Genomic DNA, 13832 nt, shown 5'->3' on the forward strand with positions numbered 1-13832 from the left:
CTGACAATTTCCTGCGCGGCCCGCCACGGAATGGAAGAGGAAAATCAAAGGCAAAAGCGGGTCGCGCGCTGCGCTTGCTCGTGTAGAGCCGAGCCCACGCTCGGCTTGCCGTTGCCATTGCGAAAGGCAGCCGAGCGTGGGCTCGGCTCTACAGCTATCCCAAGACAAAGAGGGACGCGGCGAAGCCGCGTCCCTCTCAAATTCCGTCCCGACAACCCAGTGCTCTTCGATCCGTCACCGGGAATCTGTCAGAGGCGGGTCGGGATGGGCCAGCGGGACCGTTGGCGCCATGGATGGCGCCATCGAGCCCCCAGGGACGGGTTCACGGCGTGTCCCGCTGGCCCATCCCGACCCGCCCAGCTAGCAGCAATCCAGAGCCGCTCTTGACGTTTATGTTGCTGTTGCCGTTGCCTGCCGCAGGCAGCGCCCGCGGCCGCCGCCGCAAAGGAAACCCCTTAGATCTTCTTCGCCAGCGATTCCGCCAGACCGGTGTAGCTGCCCGGGGTCATCTCCAGCAGGCGCTGCTTCGCATCCGTCGGCAGCTCCAGCCCCTGCACGAACGCACGCATCGACTCGGCGGTGATGCCCTGGCCACGGGTCAGCGCCTTCAGCTGCTCGTACGGATTCGGCAGGCCATGGCGGCGCATCACCGTCTGCACGGCTTCGGCCAGCACTTCCCAGGCCGCGTCCAGATCCGCGTCCAGGCGCTGCGGGTTCACTTCCAGCTTGCCCAGGCCCTTGGCCAGCGAATCCAGCGCCACCTGGCTGTGGCCGAACGCGGTGCCCAGTGCACGCAGCACGGTGGAATCGGTCAGGTCACGCTGCCAGCGGCTGATCGGCAGCTTCGCGCTGAAGTGCTCGAACAGCGCGTTGGCGATGCCGAAGTTGCCTTCCGCATTCTCGAAATCGATCGGGTTGACCTTGTGCGGCATCGTCGACGAGCCGACTTCGCCTTCCTTCAGGCGCTGCTTGAAGTAGCCCAGCGAAACGTAGCCCCAGATGTCACGGGCCAGGTCGATCAGGATGATGTTGGTGCGGCGTGCGGCATCGCCGATCTCGGCGATGTTGTCGTGCGGCTCGATCTGCGTGGTGTACGGGTTGAACACCAGGCCCAGGCCGGTCACGAAGCGCTCGGCGAAGGCCGGCCAGTCCACGTCCGGGTAGCTGGCCACGTGCGCGTTGTAGTTGCCTACTGCGCCGTTGATCTTGCCGGTCAGCTCGACGGCAGCGATCTGCCTGCGCTGGCGCTCCAGGCGCGCGACCACGTTGGCCAGTTCCTTGCCCAGGGTGGTCGGCGAGGCGGTCTGGCCGTGGGTGCGCGACAGCATCGGCTGGCCGGCCTGGGCGTGGGCCAGGCTGCGCAGGCTGTTGGCGATGCCGTCCAGGGTCGGCAGCAGCACCTCGCGGCGGGCCTGCTCCAGCATCAGGCCGTAGCTGAGGTTGTTGATGTCTTCGCTGGTGCAGGCGAAATGCACGAATTCCAGCGCCGGTGCCAGCTCGGTGTCGTCCTTCAGCTGTTCCTTGATAAAGTACTCCACCGCCTTGACGTCATGGTTGGTGGTGCGCTCGATTTCCTTCACGCGCGTGGCCTGGGCCGGGCTGAAGCTGGCGGCCAGGGCGCGCAGGCGGGCGACGGCGGCGTCGGAGAACGGGGCCAGCTCGACGATGCCCGGCTCGGCGGCCAGGGCCAGCAGCCACTCCACTTCGACCGTGATGCGGGCCTTGATCAGGCCGTACTCGGAGAAGATCGGGCGCAGGGCATCGACCTTGCCGGCATAGCGGCCATCGAGCGGGGACAGGGCGAGCAGGGCGGAATCGGACATGTCGGCAGGGCTGGGACGAGCGGCGGGGGCCATATTCTACGACGTGCCGGGCAGGCGTGCCCTGTAGAGCCGAGCCCACGCGCGGCTGCTCCGGGTAATCCAGCGCCCACGGGCCAGCCGAGCGTAGGTTCGGTTCTACAACACGGCCCTGCGGATGAAACGATCTGGCCCGCGCTCGTCATCCCACGCTGCGGGCAAGGGAGTATCGTTGGCGCAGCCGCCAGCCCGGGAAGCGACACCCTGCCAGCCGCCGCTTCCCTTTCCCCAACTGAAGTAGTGCGGAGTTGATGCAATGAGCAAAGCTGCAAGCAAGGGTTTCAGAATCGAACACGACAGCATGGGCGAGCTGCAGGTGCCTGTGGACGCCCTGTGGGGCGCCCAGACCCAGCGTGCCGTGCAGAACTTCCCGGTGTCGGGCCAGCGCATGCCGCGCGGTTTCATCCGAGCCCTGGGCCTGGTCAAGGGCGCCGCCGCGGGCGTCAACGCCGAGCTGGGCCACCTGCCGAAGAATGTGGCCAAGGCCATCCAGACCGCCGCCGCCGAAGTGGCTGCCGGCGACTGGGACGCGCACTTCCCGATCGACGTCTACCAGACCGGTTCGGGCACTTCCTCGAACATGAATGCCAACGAGGTCATCGCCACCCTGGCCAACCGTGCCGGCAAGGCCGGCAAGGCCGCTGTGCATCCCAATGACCACGTCAACCAGGGGCAGAGCTCCAACGACGTGATTCCAACCGCGCTGCGCGTGTCGGCGGTACTGGCGACGCATGAGCAGCTGCTGCCGGCGCTGGTGCACCTGCGCAAGACCCTGGACAAGAAGGGCCGCAGCCTGCGCAAGGTGGTCAAGACCGGCCGTACCCACCTGATGGATGCGATGCCGCTCACCTTCGAGCAGGAGTTCGGCGCATGGTCCGCACAGCTGGCCTCGGCGCAGGAGCGCATCGAAGACAGCCTGAAGCGCGTGCGTCGCCTGCCGCTGGGCGGCACCGCCATCGGCACCGGCATCAACGCCGACCCACGTTTTGGTGCACAAGTGGCTAAGGCGCTGAAGCAGCAGACCGGTGTCAAGTTCGACAGCGCCGAGAACAAGTTCGAAGGCCTGGCCGCGCAGGACGATGCAGTCGAGCTGTCCGGCCAGCTCAATGCGCTGGCCGTGGCGCTGATCAAGATCGCCAATGACCTTCGCTGGATGAACGCCGGTCCGCTGGCCGGGCTGGGCGAGATCGAACTGCCGGCACTGCAGCCGGGCAGCTCGATCATGCCGGGCAAGGTCAATCCGGTGATTCCGGAAGCGACCGTGATGGCCTGTGCGCAGGTCATCGGCCACCACACCGCGATCACCGTGGCTGGCCAGACCGGCAACTTCCAGCTCAACGTCACGCTGCCGCTGATCGCGGTGAACCTGCTCGATGGCATCGCCCTGCTCGCCAACGTGTCGACCCTGTTGGCGGACAGCGCGATCGCCGGGCTGAAGGTGCGTGAGGATCGCGTGGCCGAGGCGCTGGCGCGTAATCCGATCCTGGTCACCGCACTGAATCCGATCATCGGCTACGAGAAGGCTGCGGCGATTGCCAAGCGTGCCTACAAGGAACAGCGCCCGGTGCTGGACGTGGCACTGGAGGACAGCGGGTTGGCCGAAGCCGAGCTGCGTCGTCTGCTGGACCCGGCCGCGCTGACGGCCGGTGGCATCCAGGCCGGTGGCGGTGGCGGCGGTTGATCCGGATTCTGTAATCTGTAGAGCCGAGCCCATGCCCGGCTCTACAAAAGGAAACGCCGCCCTCGGGCGGCGTTTTTCTTCAGCGACGGTCGGCGACGATGTTGCCGAAGGTGTCGGTGTAATCCTTGAACTCGGGGATGCGCTGGATCAGGTCCGTCGGAATCACTTCCATGCCCTCTGGCGGCTGGATCTTCACCGGCTGCATGTTGGGATCGGCCGGTGCGGCCACCAGGGTGTTCTGGCGCAGCACCTGCAGCTTGCCGAACATGGTCTGCAGCATCTGCTTCTGTCCGTCGTCCAGCGGAATCTGGATCTCGTCCATCTTCATCGTGCCATCGGCGAGGATGATGATGTTCGGTGCCGGCGGGCGACGCACGGTGACCATGCCTTCGCTGACGGAAATCTTGGGCTTGCCGCGCTCGGCACGGTGGTTGCGGTATTCCTGGTCACAGCCGACCAGGCCGAGGCAGAGCAGGGCGGTCAGCAGCAGAAACAGCTTCTTCATGACATTCGGTTCGGGGGCGTCCGGGGCCGCCATTGTAAGCCGGACGGCGCACTACGGCCGGCAGCCGGACGCCGCTGCCGACCGGGTGCGCTGATCTGTCACAGGCCTAGCGCTGGACCACGGTGTCCTTGCCGCAGTCGTCCACGTCGCCCTGGTCCATGGTCGCGTAGGGCTTGAACGCCGGCAGTTCGCGTGCGAGCGCCTGCTGGCTGGCCAGCATCGCCGGAAGGCGGTCGCAGATGCGCTTGGCCTGGGCTTCGATCTTCTCGGCTTCGGCATTGATGCGCTTTTCGACACCTTCGCTGTCGCCGCTGAAAATGCCCTTCAGCGCTTCGCCGGCCGCGCTGGCACCCAGTTTGGCGCCTGCCAGGCCGACATCCATGCCGTCCATCGCGATGGCGACCACGTGGCCGCGGTAGTCCTGCAGATGGCGGCGCTGGATATCGTTGGCAGCGATCTCCTTGCCCGCGATCAGCAGGCGGCCATCCGGGGTGATCTCCGCACGCGGCTGCTTGTCCGCCGAGATCTTGATGTTGCCTTGGGCGATATCCTTGCGGGCATCGTCCATGGCGTTTCTGACGGTCTCGCCAACGCCACCTGTGGCTTCGGCGACGCTTTTGCCGACAGTCTTGTCGGGCGCGGACGACGTGCCGCCGCAGGCGATCAGCGGCAGGGACAGCAGCACAGCGGGCAACAGGCGCAACAGGTTCATGGTGTTCCCCTGATAGTGTCTGGAAGAGGGTTACTTGCTGCGCGGCAGAGTGACCCGCCCGCTGACGTTGCGATGATCGACGTCACCGCTGCCGCTGTGATCGACGGTCAGGGTGCCGCGCACGCCGTCGACGTGGATGTCGCCCGAGCCGTGGCTGCGGACGTGCACATTGCCGCCGATGTCGGCCAGGTCGACGCCGCCGGAGCCGACCACGCCCACTTCAACGTTGCCCTGCACGCGCTTGAACTCGATGTCACCCGAGCCCACCGTGTCCAGCCGCGCGTTGCCACGTACATCGGTGATCTTCAGGTCACCGGAGCCGACGGTACCGGTGCTGGCGTCGCCGCTGATGTTGCGTACGGTGACGTCGCCGGAACCCAGCGACAGCAGATTCAAGGAACTGCCGCCATCGATGTTGAGGTCGCCGGAACCCACTGCAGCGTGGATGCTGCCGCGGGTGCCGCGGGCCACCGCGTCACCTGAGCCGACGTCCACGCTGAGGGACTGTGCGTTTTCCACGCTGGCATCGCCCGAGCCGACCTTGAACTGCAGCGGCAGGTTGTCCGGCACGCTGCCGCGGATATCCAGCCAGGCGTAGCTGTTGCCCAGACTGATGCCACTTTGGCGGCCGTCGCGGCGCAGGCTCACCACCAGCTTGTCGCCCACCTTGCGCTGGTCCAGTACCAGCTGGTCCAGCCATTCCTGGCTGGACGCGCAGGCGCGGCCGTCCAGCTGGCCGCCGCCAGCGCTGGCGACCACCTTCAGGTCATGCTGGTTGACCTCGAACACCACCGTCTTGGCACCGGCCACGTCCAGCTTCAGCGCGCGGGCAGCAGTGAACTTGCAGTTCGGAGCATCGGCGGCCAGCGCCGACAACGGCAACAGCAACAACGCAGAACAGGCGAGCAGGGAACGCATGGGTAATGCCTCCGGATGGATGGGATCAGATCTCGCCGGCGCGCTTGCGCAGGCGGATGGCAAGGAAGATGAACACTGCACCGACGACGGCGCCGATCCACAGTTCCGGCATCGCCAGCGACTTCAGCTGCGAGGCGGGGGACATCAGACTGACGACCGACTCGAGATCGCGGCGCGAGCCCTCATCGGCGCTTAGGCGGTACACCAGGTCGGTGCCCGGCACGGCGCCCAGCAGCAGGCGCCCGACGATGTTCTGCCAGAACCAGCCCGTGGTCAGGCCGATCAGCGGCATCACCTTGGTGGTGCTGATGATGACGCCGGCAAACAGCGGCAGCATCACCGCCCACAGGAACGGCTTGCTCCTGGCCCATGCCGAGCACAGCAGCAGCCAGCCGGCGGTGGGCAGGGCCCACAGGGCATAGACCGGAATCCAGGCCAGGTGCCCAGCGGCAAGGGTCAGCGGGCTGGCCGGGCCCCAGATCAGGGTCATCGGGCTGCCACCGTGCAGCAGCGCGACGGCACTGATGATCAGCATGAAACCGAACATGGTGAGGATGCCAGCGATCACCGCGATCAACGGTGCCACGATCAGTGCGCTGATCACCTTGGACAGCACGGTCTGCGTGTCCGACAGCGGCAACGACTTCCAGAACAGGATGCTGCGGTCGCGGCGATCGTCGTACAGGGCGCCCAGGCAGTAGAAGAACACCACGAAGGCCAGCACCAGGAACGGCCAGGCCGAGCTGAGCACCAGGGTCAGGTCGAGGCCGTTGCCGAGGTCGGCCAGGTCCTTGGTGCTGATGTCGCGGGTCAGCAGGGCCAGGTCCAGGCCGTTGATGTTCACGTCTTCGCCATCGATGTGCAGGCCGCCATCACGCGCGGCCCGATGCAGAGCGAACAGGCCAAAGGCGATGCCGACGGTGCTCATCACCAGCGAGATCAGGCCGGCGATCAGCGGTGCATACAGGAAACCGCCACGGTTCTCCCAGTACTCGCGCTTGAGCAGCCAGCGCAGGGTGCCCATCGGGCTGACGGGGTGGTTGACGGCATTCATGCGTAGGTCCCCTTCATGATGGCGACGAACAGATCGGCCAGGCCCGGGCTGCGGGTCTCGCCAAGGGTGGAGAGCTGGGTGCGCGGCACGCCATCGAACAGCATCACGGTCTTGCCGAACGCCAGGCTGCGCTCGTCGATCGGCTTCAGGGCGCGGGCGGTGTCCAGCTGGTCGGCATTGACCAGCAGCTCGGTGTAGCGCTGGCCGACGTCGTCCATTTCCGCGTCGAGCACGATGCGGCCGTCGCGGATGAACATCACGTCGCTGAGGATGTGCTCGATCTCCTCCACCTGGTGGGTGGTGACGATGATGGTCTTCTGTTCGTCGAAGTAGTCTTCCAGCAGGCGCTGGTAGAACTCCTTGCGGTACAGGATGTCCAGGCCCAGGGTCGGTTCGTCCAGCACCAGGATGCGGGCATCGATGGCCATCACCAGCGCCAGGTGCAGCTGCACGATCATGCCCTTGGACAGTTCGCGCACGCGCTGCTTCGGTTGCAGCTTGGTATTGGCCAGGAAGCGCTCGCAGCGGGCCCGGTCGAAGCGCGGGTGCACGCCGGCGACGAAGTCGATCGCCTCGCGGACCTTCAGCCAGCGCGGCAGTACGGCGACGTCGGCGATGAAGCAGATGTCGTTCATCAGTTCGTCGCGGTGCAGTCGCGGGTCGCGGCCGAGCACGCTCAGTTCACCCTCCACCGAGGTCAGGCCCAGAAGGGCCTTCAGCGCGGTGGTCTTGCCGGCGCCATTGGGCCCGATCAGGCCGACGATACGCCCGCTTGGAATGCTGAAACTGGCATTGTCGAGGGCGACCGTGGTCTTGTAGGCCTTGCGCAGGCCTCGGGCGGTGATGACCGACTCACTTGCAGTGCTATTCATCAGACTTTCCCCTGGGGCAGCAATTCGTCGAGGCTCAGGCCCAGGCGCTGGATGCGCTCCAGAACCGCGGGCCATTCTTCGTTGAGGAAACGGTCGCGCTCGCTGCTGCGCAGCTGCGTGGCCGCCTGCTCGGTCATGAACATGCCCAGGCCGCGGCGCTTCTCGACCAGGCCTTCGTCGGCCAGTTCCTGGTAAGCGCGCGAAACGGTGATGGGATTGAGTTGATAGTCGGCGGCCACCTGGCGCACCGAAGGCAGGGCATCGCCCGGCTTGAGGATTCCGTCGAGCATCATGGCGATCACGCGCTCCTTCAACTGACGGTAGATGGGAGCGCCGTCGCTCCACTGGATGTCGCTCATATTCAGCTCCGTGGGGTCAGCGGCTGGGCGAACGAGAAATACGGCATGGACAGCGCGCTGTGCAGCCGACGCGGGGGAGGGGGGGAGGAGGGGGCGTTCCCTGCCGGGGAGAGCGTTGCGTCCTGCGTACTTTCAGCAGCGGCAGAAGCAGGGGCGGTGGGCGTGGCCCACCAGGCCAGCACGAGCAGGGTCGAAACAGCGACGGCCGCGGGCGCGGTGAGGTTGCGACGGATCCGGACGTTCATGGCTTCCCCCTGTCTCAGGTGACTGGTGTTGTATGCAACTATAACACCGGCACGCCTACGTGCAACCCCTTGCCGCCCCCAACTGATGGCAGGGGTGGTCAGATTGCTGAAATATCCCTTTATTTGATTGATTTAAAAGGGAAATAAAACTGCCGCAGGGGTCTTCCCGGGGCCGCCTTCCATTCAGTGATGTCCATGCTATGTCATCGCTGCGCCATCGATGGCGCCCGGGCAGCGCATCCGCCACGCAGCGCAAAGCCCGTGTGGGCCTGTGCCATCAGGGGTGCCGGAGCCCGGTGCTATAGTTCGGCCGATTCCCGGCCAGCGCTGGCCGGGCCTTGTGAATGGCTACCGCGGACCGCCTCTGATGCCCCTGCCGACCGTTTCCCCGTGCCGCCTGCGCGGCCTGTCCCTGCTGGCCCTGATGGTGGCCGGTGCCGCCGGTTCCGCCAGTGCGCTGGCGGCCGACCTGCTCGATCTGGAATACCGGCCGTTGGCCAGCAAGCAGCAGGTGAATCTGCAGCAGCGCTATCACGGGCAGGTGCTGCTGGTGGTCAACACCGCCAGCAAGTGTGGCTACACGCCGCAGTACGAAGGGCTGGAGGCGCTGCAGAAGCGCTATGCCGGCCGCGGTTTCGCGGTGCTGGGCTTCCCTTCCAATGACTTCAAGGGCCAGGAACCGGGTGACGAGAAGCAGATCCAGGACTTCTGCACCCTGACCTATGGCGTCAAGTTCCCGATGTTCGAGAAGGTGCATGTGGTCGGTACCCAGGCCACGCCGCTGTACCAGCGCTTGACCGCAGCGACCGGCGTTGCGCCGGCCTGGAACTTCCACAAATACCTCGTGGGCCGCGATGGCAAGGTCATTGCCCAGTTCGCCAGCAAGGTGACGCCGGACGATCCGCAGCTGACCGCGGCCATCGACAAGGCGCTGGCGGCAGCCGCCACGCATTGATATCCGGCACGCATGCCTCGACATCGACGGCATGCGTGCGACAATGCTTCTTTTCGCGCCGACGTCGGCGCCCAGACACTTCCAGGAATGCAGCGAATGAAGATGGGAATGCGCGGCGCCGCGGCGTCGGTTCTGATTCTGGCGATGGGCACTTCGGGTGTCGCTCTGTCGCAACAACCGGCTGCCCCCGCAGCCGCCAAGGAGACCGCAACCTTGAATTCCCCCAAGCAGAAGCTCGGCTATGCCATCGGCCTGGACGTGGCCAAGTCGTTCACCCCGATCGCCGAAGAGATCGATGTGGCCGCCCTGCGCACCGCCGTTGAGCGCTCGTTCGAGGGCCTGCAGCCGCAGATCACCCAGGAACAGGCCAAGGCCACCGATGCCGCCCTGCGCCAGGTCGTGATGGCCCGCAGTGGCCAGCAGGTGCCGGGCGTGGCACCGGGTTCGCAGCCGCCGAAGGTCGACCGCGTCAAGGTGTCGCAGATGATCGGCTCCTACTCGGTGGGCCCGTCGCTGGCGCAGCTGAAGGACGATATCGATGTCGCCTCGCTGTTTGACGCGATCAGCACCGGCCTGACCAAGGGCCAGCCGAAGATGACGGAAGCTGACGCGACCGCCACCATCCAGGCCTTCATGGGTGCCAAGCAGGCTGAAATGCAGGCCAAGGCCGCCCAGGCTGCGCAGACCAACCGCACGGAAGGCAACGCATTCCTGGCCAAGAACAAGACCCAGCCGGGCGTGGTGACCACCTCGTCGGGCCTGCAGTACCAGGTGATCCGCCCGGGTAGCGGCGAGCGTCCTCTGCCGAGCAGCAAGGTGCGCGTGAACTACGAAGGCAAGCTGCTCAACGGCACCGTGTTCGACAGTTCCTACGGCCGCCAGCCGGCCGAGTTCGGCCTGGACCAGGTGATCAAGGGCTGGACCGAAGGCGTCGCGCTGATGCCGGTCGGTTCGAAGTACCGCTTCTGGATCCCGGGCGAACTGGCCTACGGCGAGAACGGCACCCCGGGCGGCCCGATCGGCCCGAACGCGACGCTGACGTTCGACGTCGAGCTGCTGGGCGTTCTGCCGTAAGTCATTCAGGAGCGAATACGGATATGCGCGTTGCGATTTTTGGTACAGGTTACGTTGGACTGGTGACCGGTACCTGCCTGGCCGACGCAGGCCACCAGGTGGTCTGCGTGGACATCGATCAGGCCAAGGTCGATGGCCTCAACCAGGGCATCATCCCGATCTATGAGCCGGGCCTTGAGCCGATGGTGAAGGCCAACCATGCCGCCTCGCGGCTGGCGTTCACCACCGATGCGGCGGCCGCCATCAAGCATGGCCAGGTGGTGTTCATCGCCGTTGGCACGCCCCCGGACGAGGATGGCAGCGCCGATCTGCAGTACGTGCTGGCCGTGGCCCGCACCATCGGCCGGCACATGAGCGTGCCGACCGTGGTGGTCAACAAGTCGACGGTGCCGGTCGGCACCGCTGACAAGGTGCGTGCAGCCATCGCTGAAGAGCTGGCCGCGCGGGGCGCGGACATCGCCTTCGACGTGGTGTCCAACCCGGAATTCCTGAAGGAAGGCGACGCAGTCGCCGACTGCATGCGCCCGGACCGCATCATCATCGGTGCGACCAGCGAGGAGTCGGTGGCGGTGATGCGTCGCCTGTACGCGCCGTTCAACCGCAACCACGACCGTGTGGTGGAAATGGACGTGCGCTCGGCCGAGCTGACCAAGTACGCCGCCAACGCGATGCTGGCGACCAAGATTTCGTTCATGAATGAAATCGCCAACATCGCTGAACGCGTGGGTGCCGACGTCGAGCAGGTCCGCCAGGGCATCGGCTCGGACCCGCGCATCGGCTGGCACTTCATCTATCCGGGCGCCGGCTACGGTGGCTCGTGCTTCCCGAAGGACGTGCAGGCACTGGCCCGTACCGCCCAGCAGTATGGCCTGGAGCCGAAGCTGCTCAATGCGGTTGAAGCGGTCAACGATGCCCAGAAGGGCCACCTGTTCGCGCTCATCCAGCGCCATTACGACAAGGGCGAGGACGAAGGCGTGCGCGGCAAGACGTTCGCCGTATGGGGCCTGGCCTTCAAGCCGAACACCGACGACATGCGTGAGGCCTCCAGCCGTCGCCTGCTGGCCCAGCTCTGGGAAGGCGGTGCCACGGTGCGTGCCTACGACCCGGAAGCGATGCATGAATCGCAGCGCATCTTCGGTGAGCGCGACGACCTCACGTTCTGCAGCACGGCAGGCGAAGCACTGCAGGGCGCCGATGCACTGGTGGTGGTCACCGAGTGGAAGCAGTTCCGCAGCCCCGACTTCCAGAAGCTGCGCGAGCAGTTGAAGGACGCAGTGGTGTTCGACGGCCGCAACCTGTATGAGCCGGGCGAAGTGGAAGCTGCAGGTCTTGCGTACTACGGCATTGGCCGGGGGCGCTCGTTGCATGTCTGATATGCCCACTGAACGCGAGCAGGCGCTGGAAGCGCGCCTGGTCGAGCTGGAAATGCGCGTGTCCTTCCAGGAACAGGCGCTGGCCGAACTGAGCGATGCGCTGGCTGATGCCCGCATGCAGGGCATGCGCAACGCCGATGTGCTGCGCGTGCTGCTGGAAGACCTGGGCAAGGTCCGCAACGCACTGAATTCTTCTGATCCGGCGAGCGAACCGCCGCCGCCGCACTACTGATCCGAATCCTATGAGCGATACCCTCCGCGACCAGCTGATGGGCCTGGGCTTCAAGCCCGCGCCCAAGCCCGAGCGCAAGAATGATGGCCCCCGTCGTGATGGCCGCCCGCAGGGCAAGGGTGGCAACGGCAATGGAAAGCCGCAGGGCGCAGGCAAGGGCGAACACAAGCCCGGCGAGCGTCGCGGGCACGGTCATGGTGGCGCGGGCAAGCCCGGCGGGCATGCGCGCGGTGGCCAGGGACAGCAGGGCCCGCGCAAGCCGCGCAGCGCCGAAGAGATGGACCTGGCCAAGGCCTATGCCATCCGCGCGCAGCGGGAGAAGGAAGAGCGCATCGAGACCGAGCGCCTGAAGCAGGAAGAAGCACGCGTTCGCCGCGAGGCGAAGGCCAAGCTGGAAGAACTGCTGAAGGACAAGAGCCTCAACGCCGAGGCGGCGGACATCGCCCGCCACTTCCCGTATGGCGGCAAGATCAAGCGCATCTACGTGACCGCCGAACAGCTGACCGCGCTCAATGCCGGTGAGCTGGGCGTGGTGCAGCTCAATGGCCGCTACCTGCTGGTGACTGCCGAGGTGCTGGCACAGTCCGAAGCGGTGTTCGCCGCCTCGGTGGCGCTGAAGGTCGATCCGGATGCGCCGGCCGAGGAAGATCCGTACGCGGACCCGCAGTACCAGGTGCCGGACGACCTGATCTGGTAACTACACCTGCTGCACGATGAAAACGCCGGGCATTGCCCGGCGTTTTCGTTACCGGGCGCGCGCAATGCTGCGGCGTGCACGGATCAACGGCAGGCTCAGTGCGAAGAAGCACAGCAATGCGCCGACCAGGGCAAACCCGCTCCCCGCCAGGAATGCGGTGCGGCCATCGTCGATCTTCCACAGTTGGCCGGCAATGAGTGCGCCCAGCACGCCGCCGACACCGGACGAGAAACCGTACAGCAGGCCCTGGCCATGGCCGTTGAGGCGGCCCGGGAAATAGGTCGCCAGCATCTGCATGGCTGCGGCGAAGAAAGCAGCAAAGCCGAGCGCATGCGCGGTCTGGGCCAGCAGCATCACCGGCAGGTTCTCCGGGAACAGCGCGGTGACCGCCCAGCGCAGGCAGGAACTGACCAGCGCGATCAGCAGCATCCAGCTGGCGTCGTAGCGACGGAAGAAACGGCCGATGGTGAAGAACACGCCGACCTCGAACACCACGCCGATGGTCCACAGCAGGCCGAGCGTGGATGTGCGGTAGCCGTGATGGTCCATGTAGACCGAGAAGAACGTGTAGTACGGTCCGAACGAAAGCTGCTCCATGAAGGCAGCGAGGAAGAACGCGAGTACCGGAGGGCGGCGCACGATCTGCCAGAAGCCGCTGGCGTCGCCTTCGGTCCGGCCGATGCCGCGCGCGTAGTGATTGCTGAAGGCGGAAGCGACCAGCAGGACGAACAGCGGCAGCATCATCCACGGCAGCAGCCCGGCGCGGCTGGAGGTGCCGTCACCTTCGATCAGCCAGCCGAACAGGGTCACGATGGCGATGAAGCCCAGTGAGCCCCAGACCCGGATCAGGCCGTAGCGATGGCTGTCGCTGCCGAGATGGGTGAGGGTGATCGACTCGAACTGTGGCATTACCGCGTTGTAGAAGAAGCAGAACACCACCATTGCCGGATACATCCACGGCTGCGGCAGAGGAAGCAGGAACGCGGCGAAGCTGATCAGGGTCAGCAGGCAGCCGATACGCAGCAGGCGGATCGGCCGTGGCGAGGCCGCCGCCAGCGAGGTCCAGGTGCTGGGCGCAACCACGCGCGTTGCATACCACAGGCCCATCATCACGCTGATCGCGGTCACGCTCATGCCGCGCGCAGTGAGGAACAGGCTCCAGTACGGGGTGAACGCACCGAGCGCTGCGTAGTAGAACAGGTAGAAGCTGGAGAGGCGGGCAACGGGAACGGTCATCGCGGGAATAATGCACGGTAGCGCCGGGCCATGCCCGGCGGACGGGAGATGACGCCGGGC

At 65.9% G+C, this 13832-nt stretch carries 14 protein-coding genes; 6 read left to right on the plus strand and 8 right to left on the minus strand.

From position 1 onward, the window contains the following. Nucleotides 1-455 precede the first annotated feature (455 nt). Nucleotides 456-1823, minus strand: coding sequence for an adenylosuccinate lyase (gene purB, locus AC5P8D_RS01345; protein ID WP_495203009.1), 1368 nt, complete (start codon nt 1821-1823; stop codon nt 456-458). Between the two features lie 292 nt (nt 1824-2115). Between purB and AC5P8D_RS01350 the strand changes: the two genes are divergently transcribed. Further along, entirely contained in the window at nt 2116-3540 is a 1425-nt protein-coding gene (locus AC5P8D_RS01350) for a class II fumarate hydratase (protein WP_478420533.1), read from the plus strand. A 79-nt stretch (nt 3541-3619) separates the two neighbouring features. On the opposite strand, the gene AC5P8D_RS01355 is transcribed toward AC5P8D_RS01350, so the two are convergent. The 6 genes from AC5P8D_RS01355 to AC5P8D_RS01380 all read right to left on the minus strand — a co-directional run bounded on the left by AC5P8D_RS01355 (nt 3620) and on the right by AC5P8D_RS01380 (nt 7960). Further along, nucleotides 3620-4045, minus strand: coding sequence for a hypothetical protein (locus AC5P8D_RS01355; protein WP_010480403.1), 426 nt, complete (start codon nt 4043-4045; stop codon nt 3620-3622). A 106-nt stretch (nt 4046-4151) separates the two neighbouring features. Further along, complete coding sequence (locus AC5P8D_RS01360; protein ID WP_010480405.1) at nt 4152-4757, minus strand: YggN family protein; 606 nt, start codon at nt 4755-4757, stop codon at nt 4152-4154. 30 nt (nt 4758-4787) lie between these two features. Then, a complete protein-coding gene (locus AC5P8D_RS01365) occupies nt 4788-5675 on the minus strand; it encodes a DUF4097 family beta strand repeat-containing protein (protein WP_010480407.1) in 888 nt (295 codons plus the stop codon). Between the two features lie 25 nt (nt 5676-5700). Next, nucleotides 5701-6729 (minus strand): ABC-2 transporter permease, encoded by a 1029-nt coding sequence (locus AC5P8D_RS01370; protein WP_414614852.1) that lies wholly within the window; start codon nt 6727-6729, stop codon nt 5701-5703. Beyond that, nucleotides 6726-7601: an ABC transporter ATP-binding protein gene (locus AC5P8D_RS01375; protein ID WP_313412254.1), complete on the minus strand. Its 876-nt coding sequence runs from the start codon at nt 7599-7601 to the stop codon at nt 6726-6728. Before AC5P8D_RS01375 ends, AC5P8D_RS01370 begins: the two co-directional genes overlap by 4 nt. Beyond that, nucleotides 7601-7960: a GntR family transcriptional regulator gene (locus AC5P8D_RS01380; RefSeq protein WP_006453095.1), complete on the minus strand. Its 360-nt coding sequence runs from the start codon at nt 7958-7960 to the stop codon at nt 7601-7603. The genes AC5P8D_RS01375 and AC5P8D_RS01380 overlap by 1 nt, the downstream gene beginning before the upstream one ends. A 612-nt stretch (nt 7961-8572) precedes the next feature. Here AC5P8D_RS01380 and AC5P8D_RS01385 point away from each other — a divergent pair. From AC5P8D_RS01385 to AC5P8D_RS01405, 5 genes are all read left to right on the plus strand, one after another. Beyond that, nucleotides 8573-9160, plus strand: coding sequence for a glutathione peroxidase (locus AC5P8D_RS01385; RefSeq protein WP_019337359.1), 588 nt, complete (start codon nt 8573-8575; stop codon nt 9158-9160). A gap of 96 nt (nt 9161-9256) precedes the next feature. Next, a complete protein-coding gene (locus AC5P8D_RS01390) occupies nt 9257-10234 on the plus strand; it encodes an FKBP-type peptidyl-prolyl cis-trans isomerase (protein WP_010480420.1) in 978 nt (325 codons plus the stop codon). A gap of 23 nt (nt 10235-10257) precedes the next feature. Continuing rightward, nucleotides 10258-11607 carry a UDP-glucose dehydrogenase family protein gene (locus tag AC5P8D_RS01395; RefSeq protein WP_495203010.1) on the plus strand — a complete coding sequence of 450 codons (1350 nt, stop codon included), beginning with the start codon at nt 10258-10260 and terminating at the stop codon, nt 11605-11607. Next, nucleotides 11600-11839, plus strand: coding sequence for a SlyX family protein (locus AC5P8D_RS01400; protein WP_019337356.1), 240 nt, complete (start codon nt 11600-11602; stop codon nt 11837-11839). The genes AC5P8D_RS01395 and AC5P8D_RS01400 overlap by 8 nt, the downstream gene beginning before the upstream one ends. Before the next feature lie 10 nt (nt 11840-11849). After that, entirely contained in the window at nt 11850-12536 is a 687-nt protein-coding gene (locus AC5P8D_RS01405) for a DUF2058 domain-containing protein (RefSeq protein ID WP_099560593.1), read from the plus strand. Nucleotides 12537-12584: 48 nt separating this feature from the next. On the opposite strand, the gene AC5P8D_RS01410 is transcribed toward AC5P8D_RS01405, so the two are convergent. Beyond that, nucleotides 12585-13772 carry an MFS transporter gene (locus AC5P8D_RS01410; RefSeq protein ID WP_049455476.1) on the minus strand — a complete coding sequence of 396 codons (1188 nt, stop codon included), beginning with the start codon at nt 13770-13772 and terminating at the stop codon, nt 12585-12587. Between the last annotated feature and the right edge of the window lie 60 nt (nt 13773-13832).

The organism is Stenotrophomonas sp. YJH_SMC_101-4 (genome assembly GCF_059370395.1).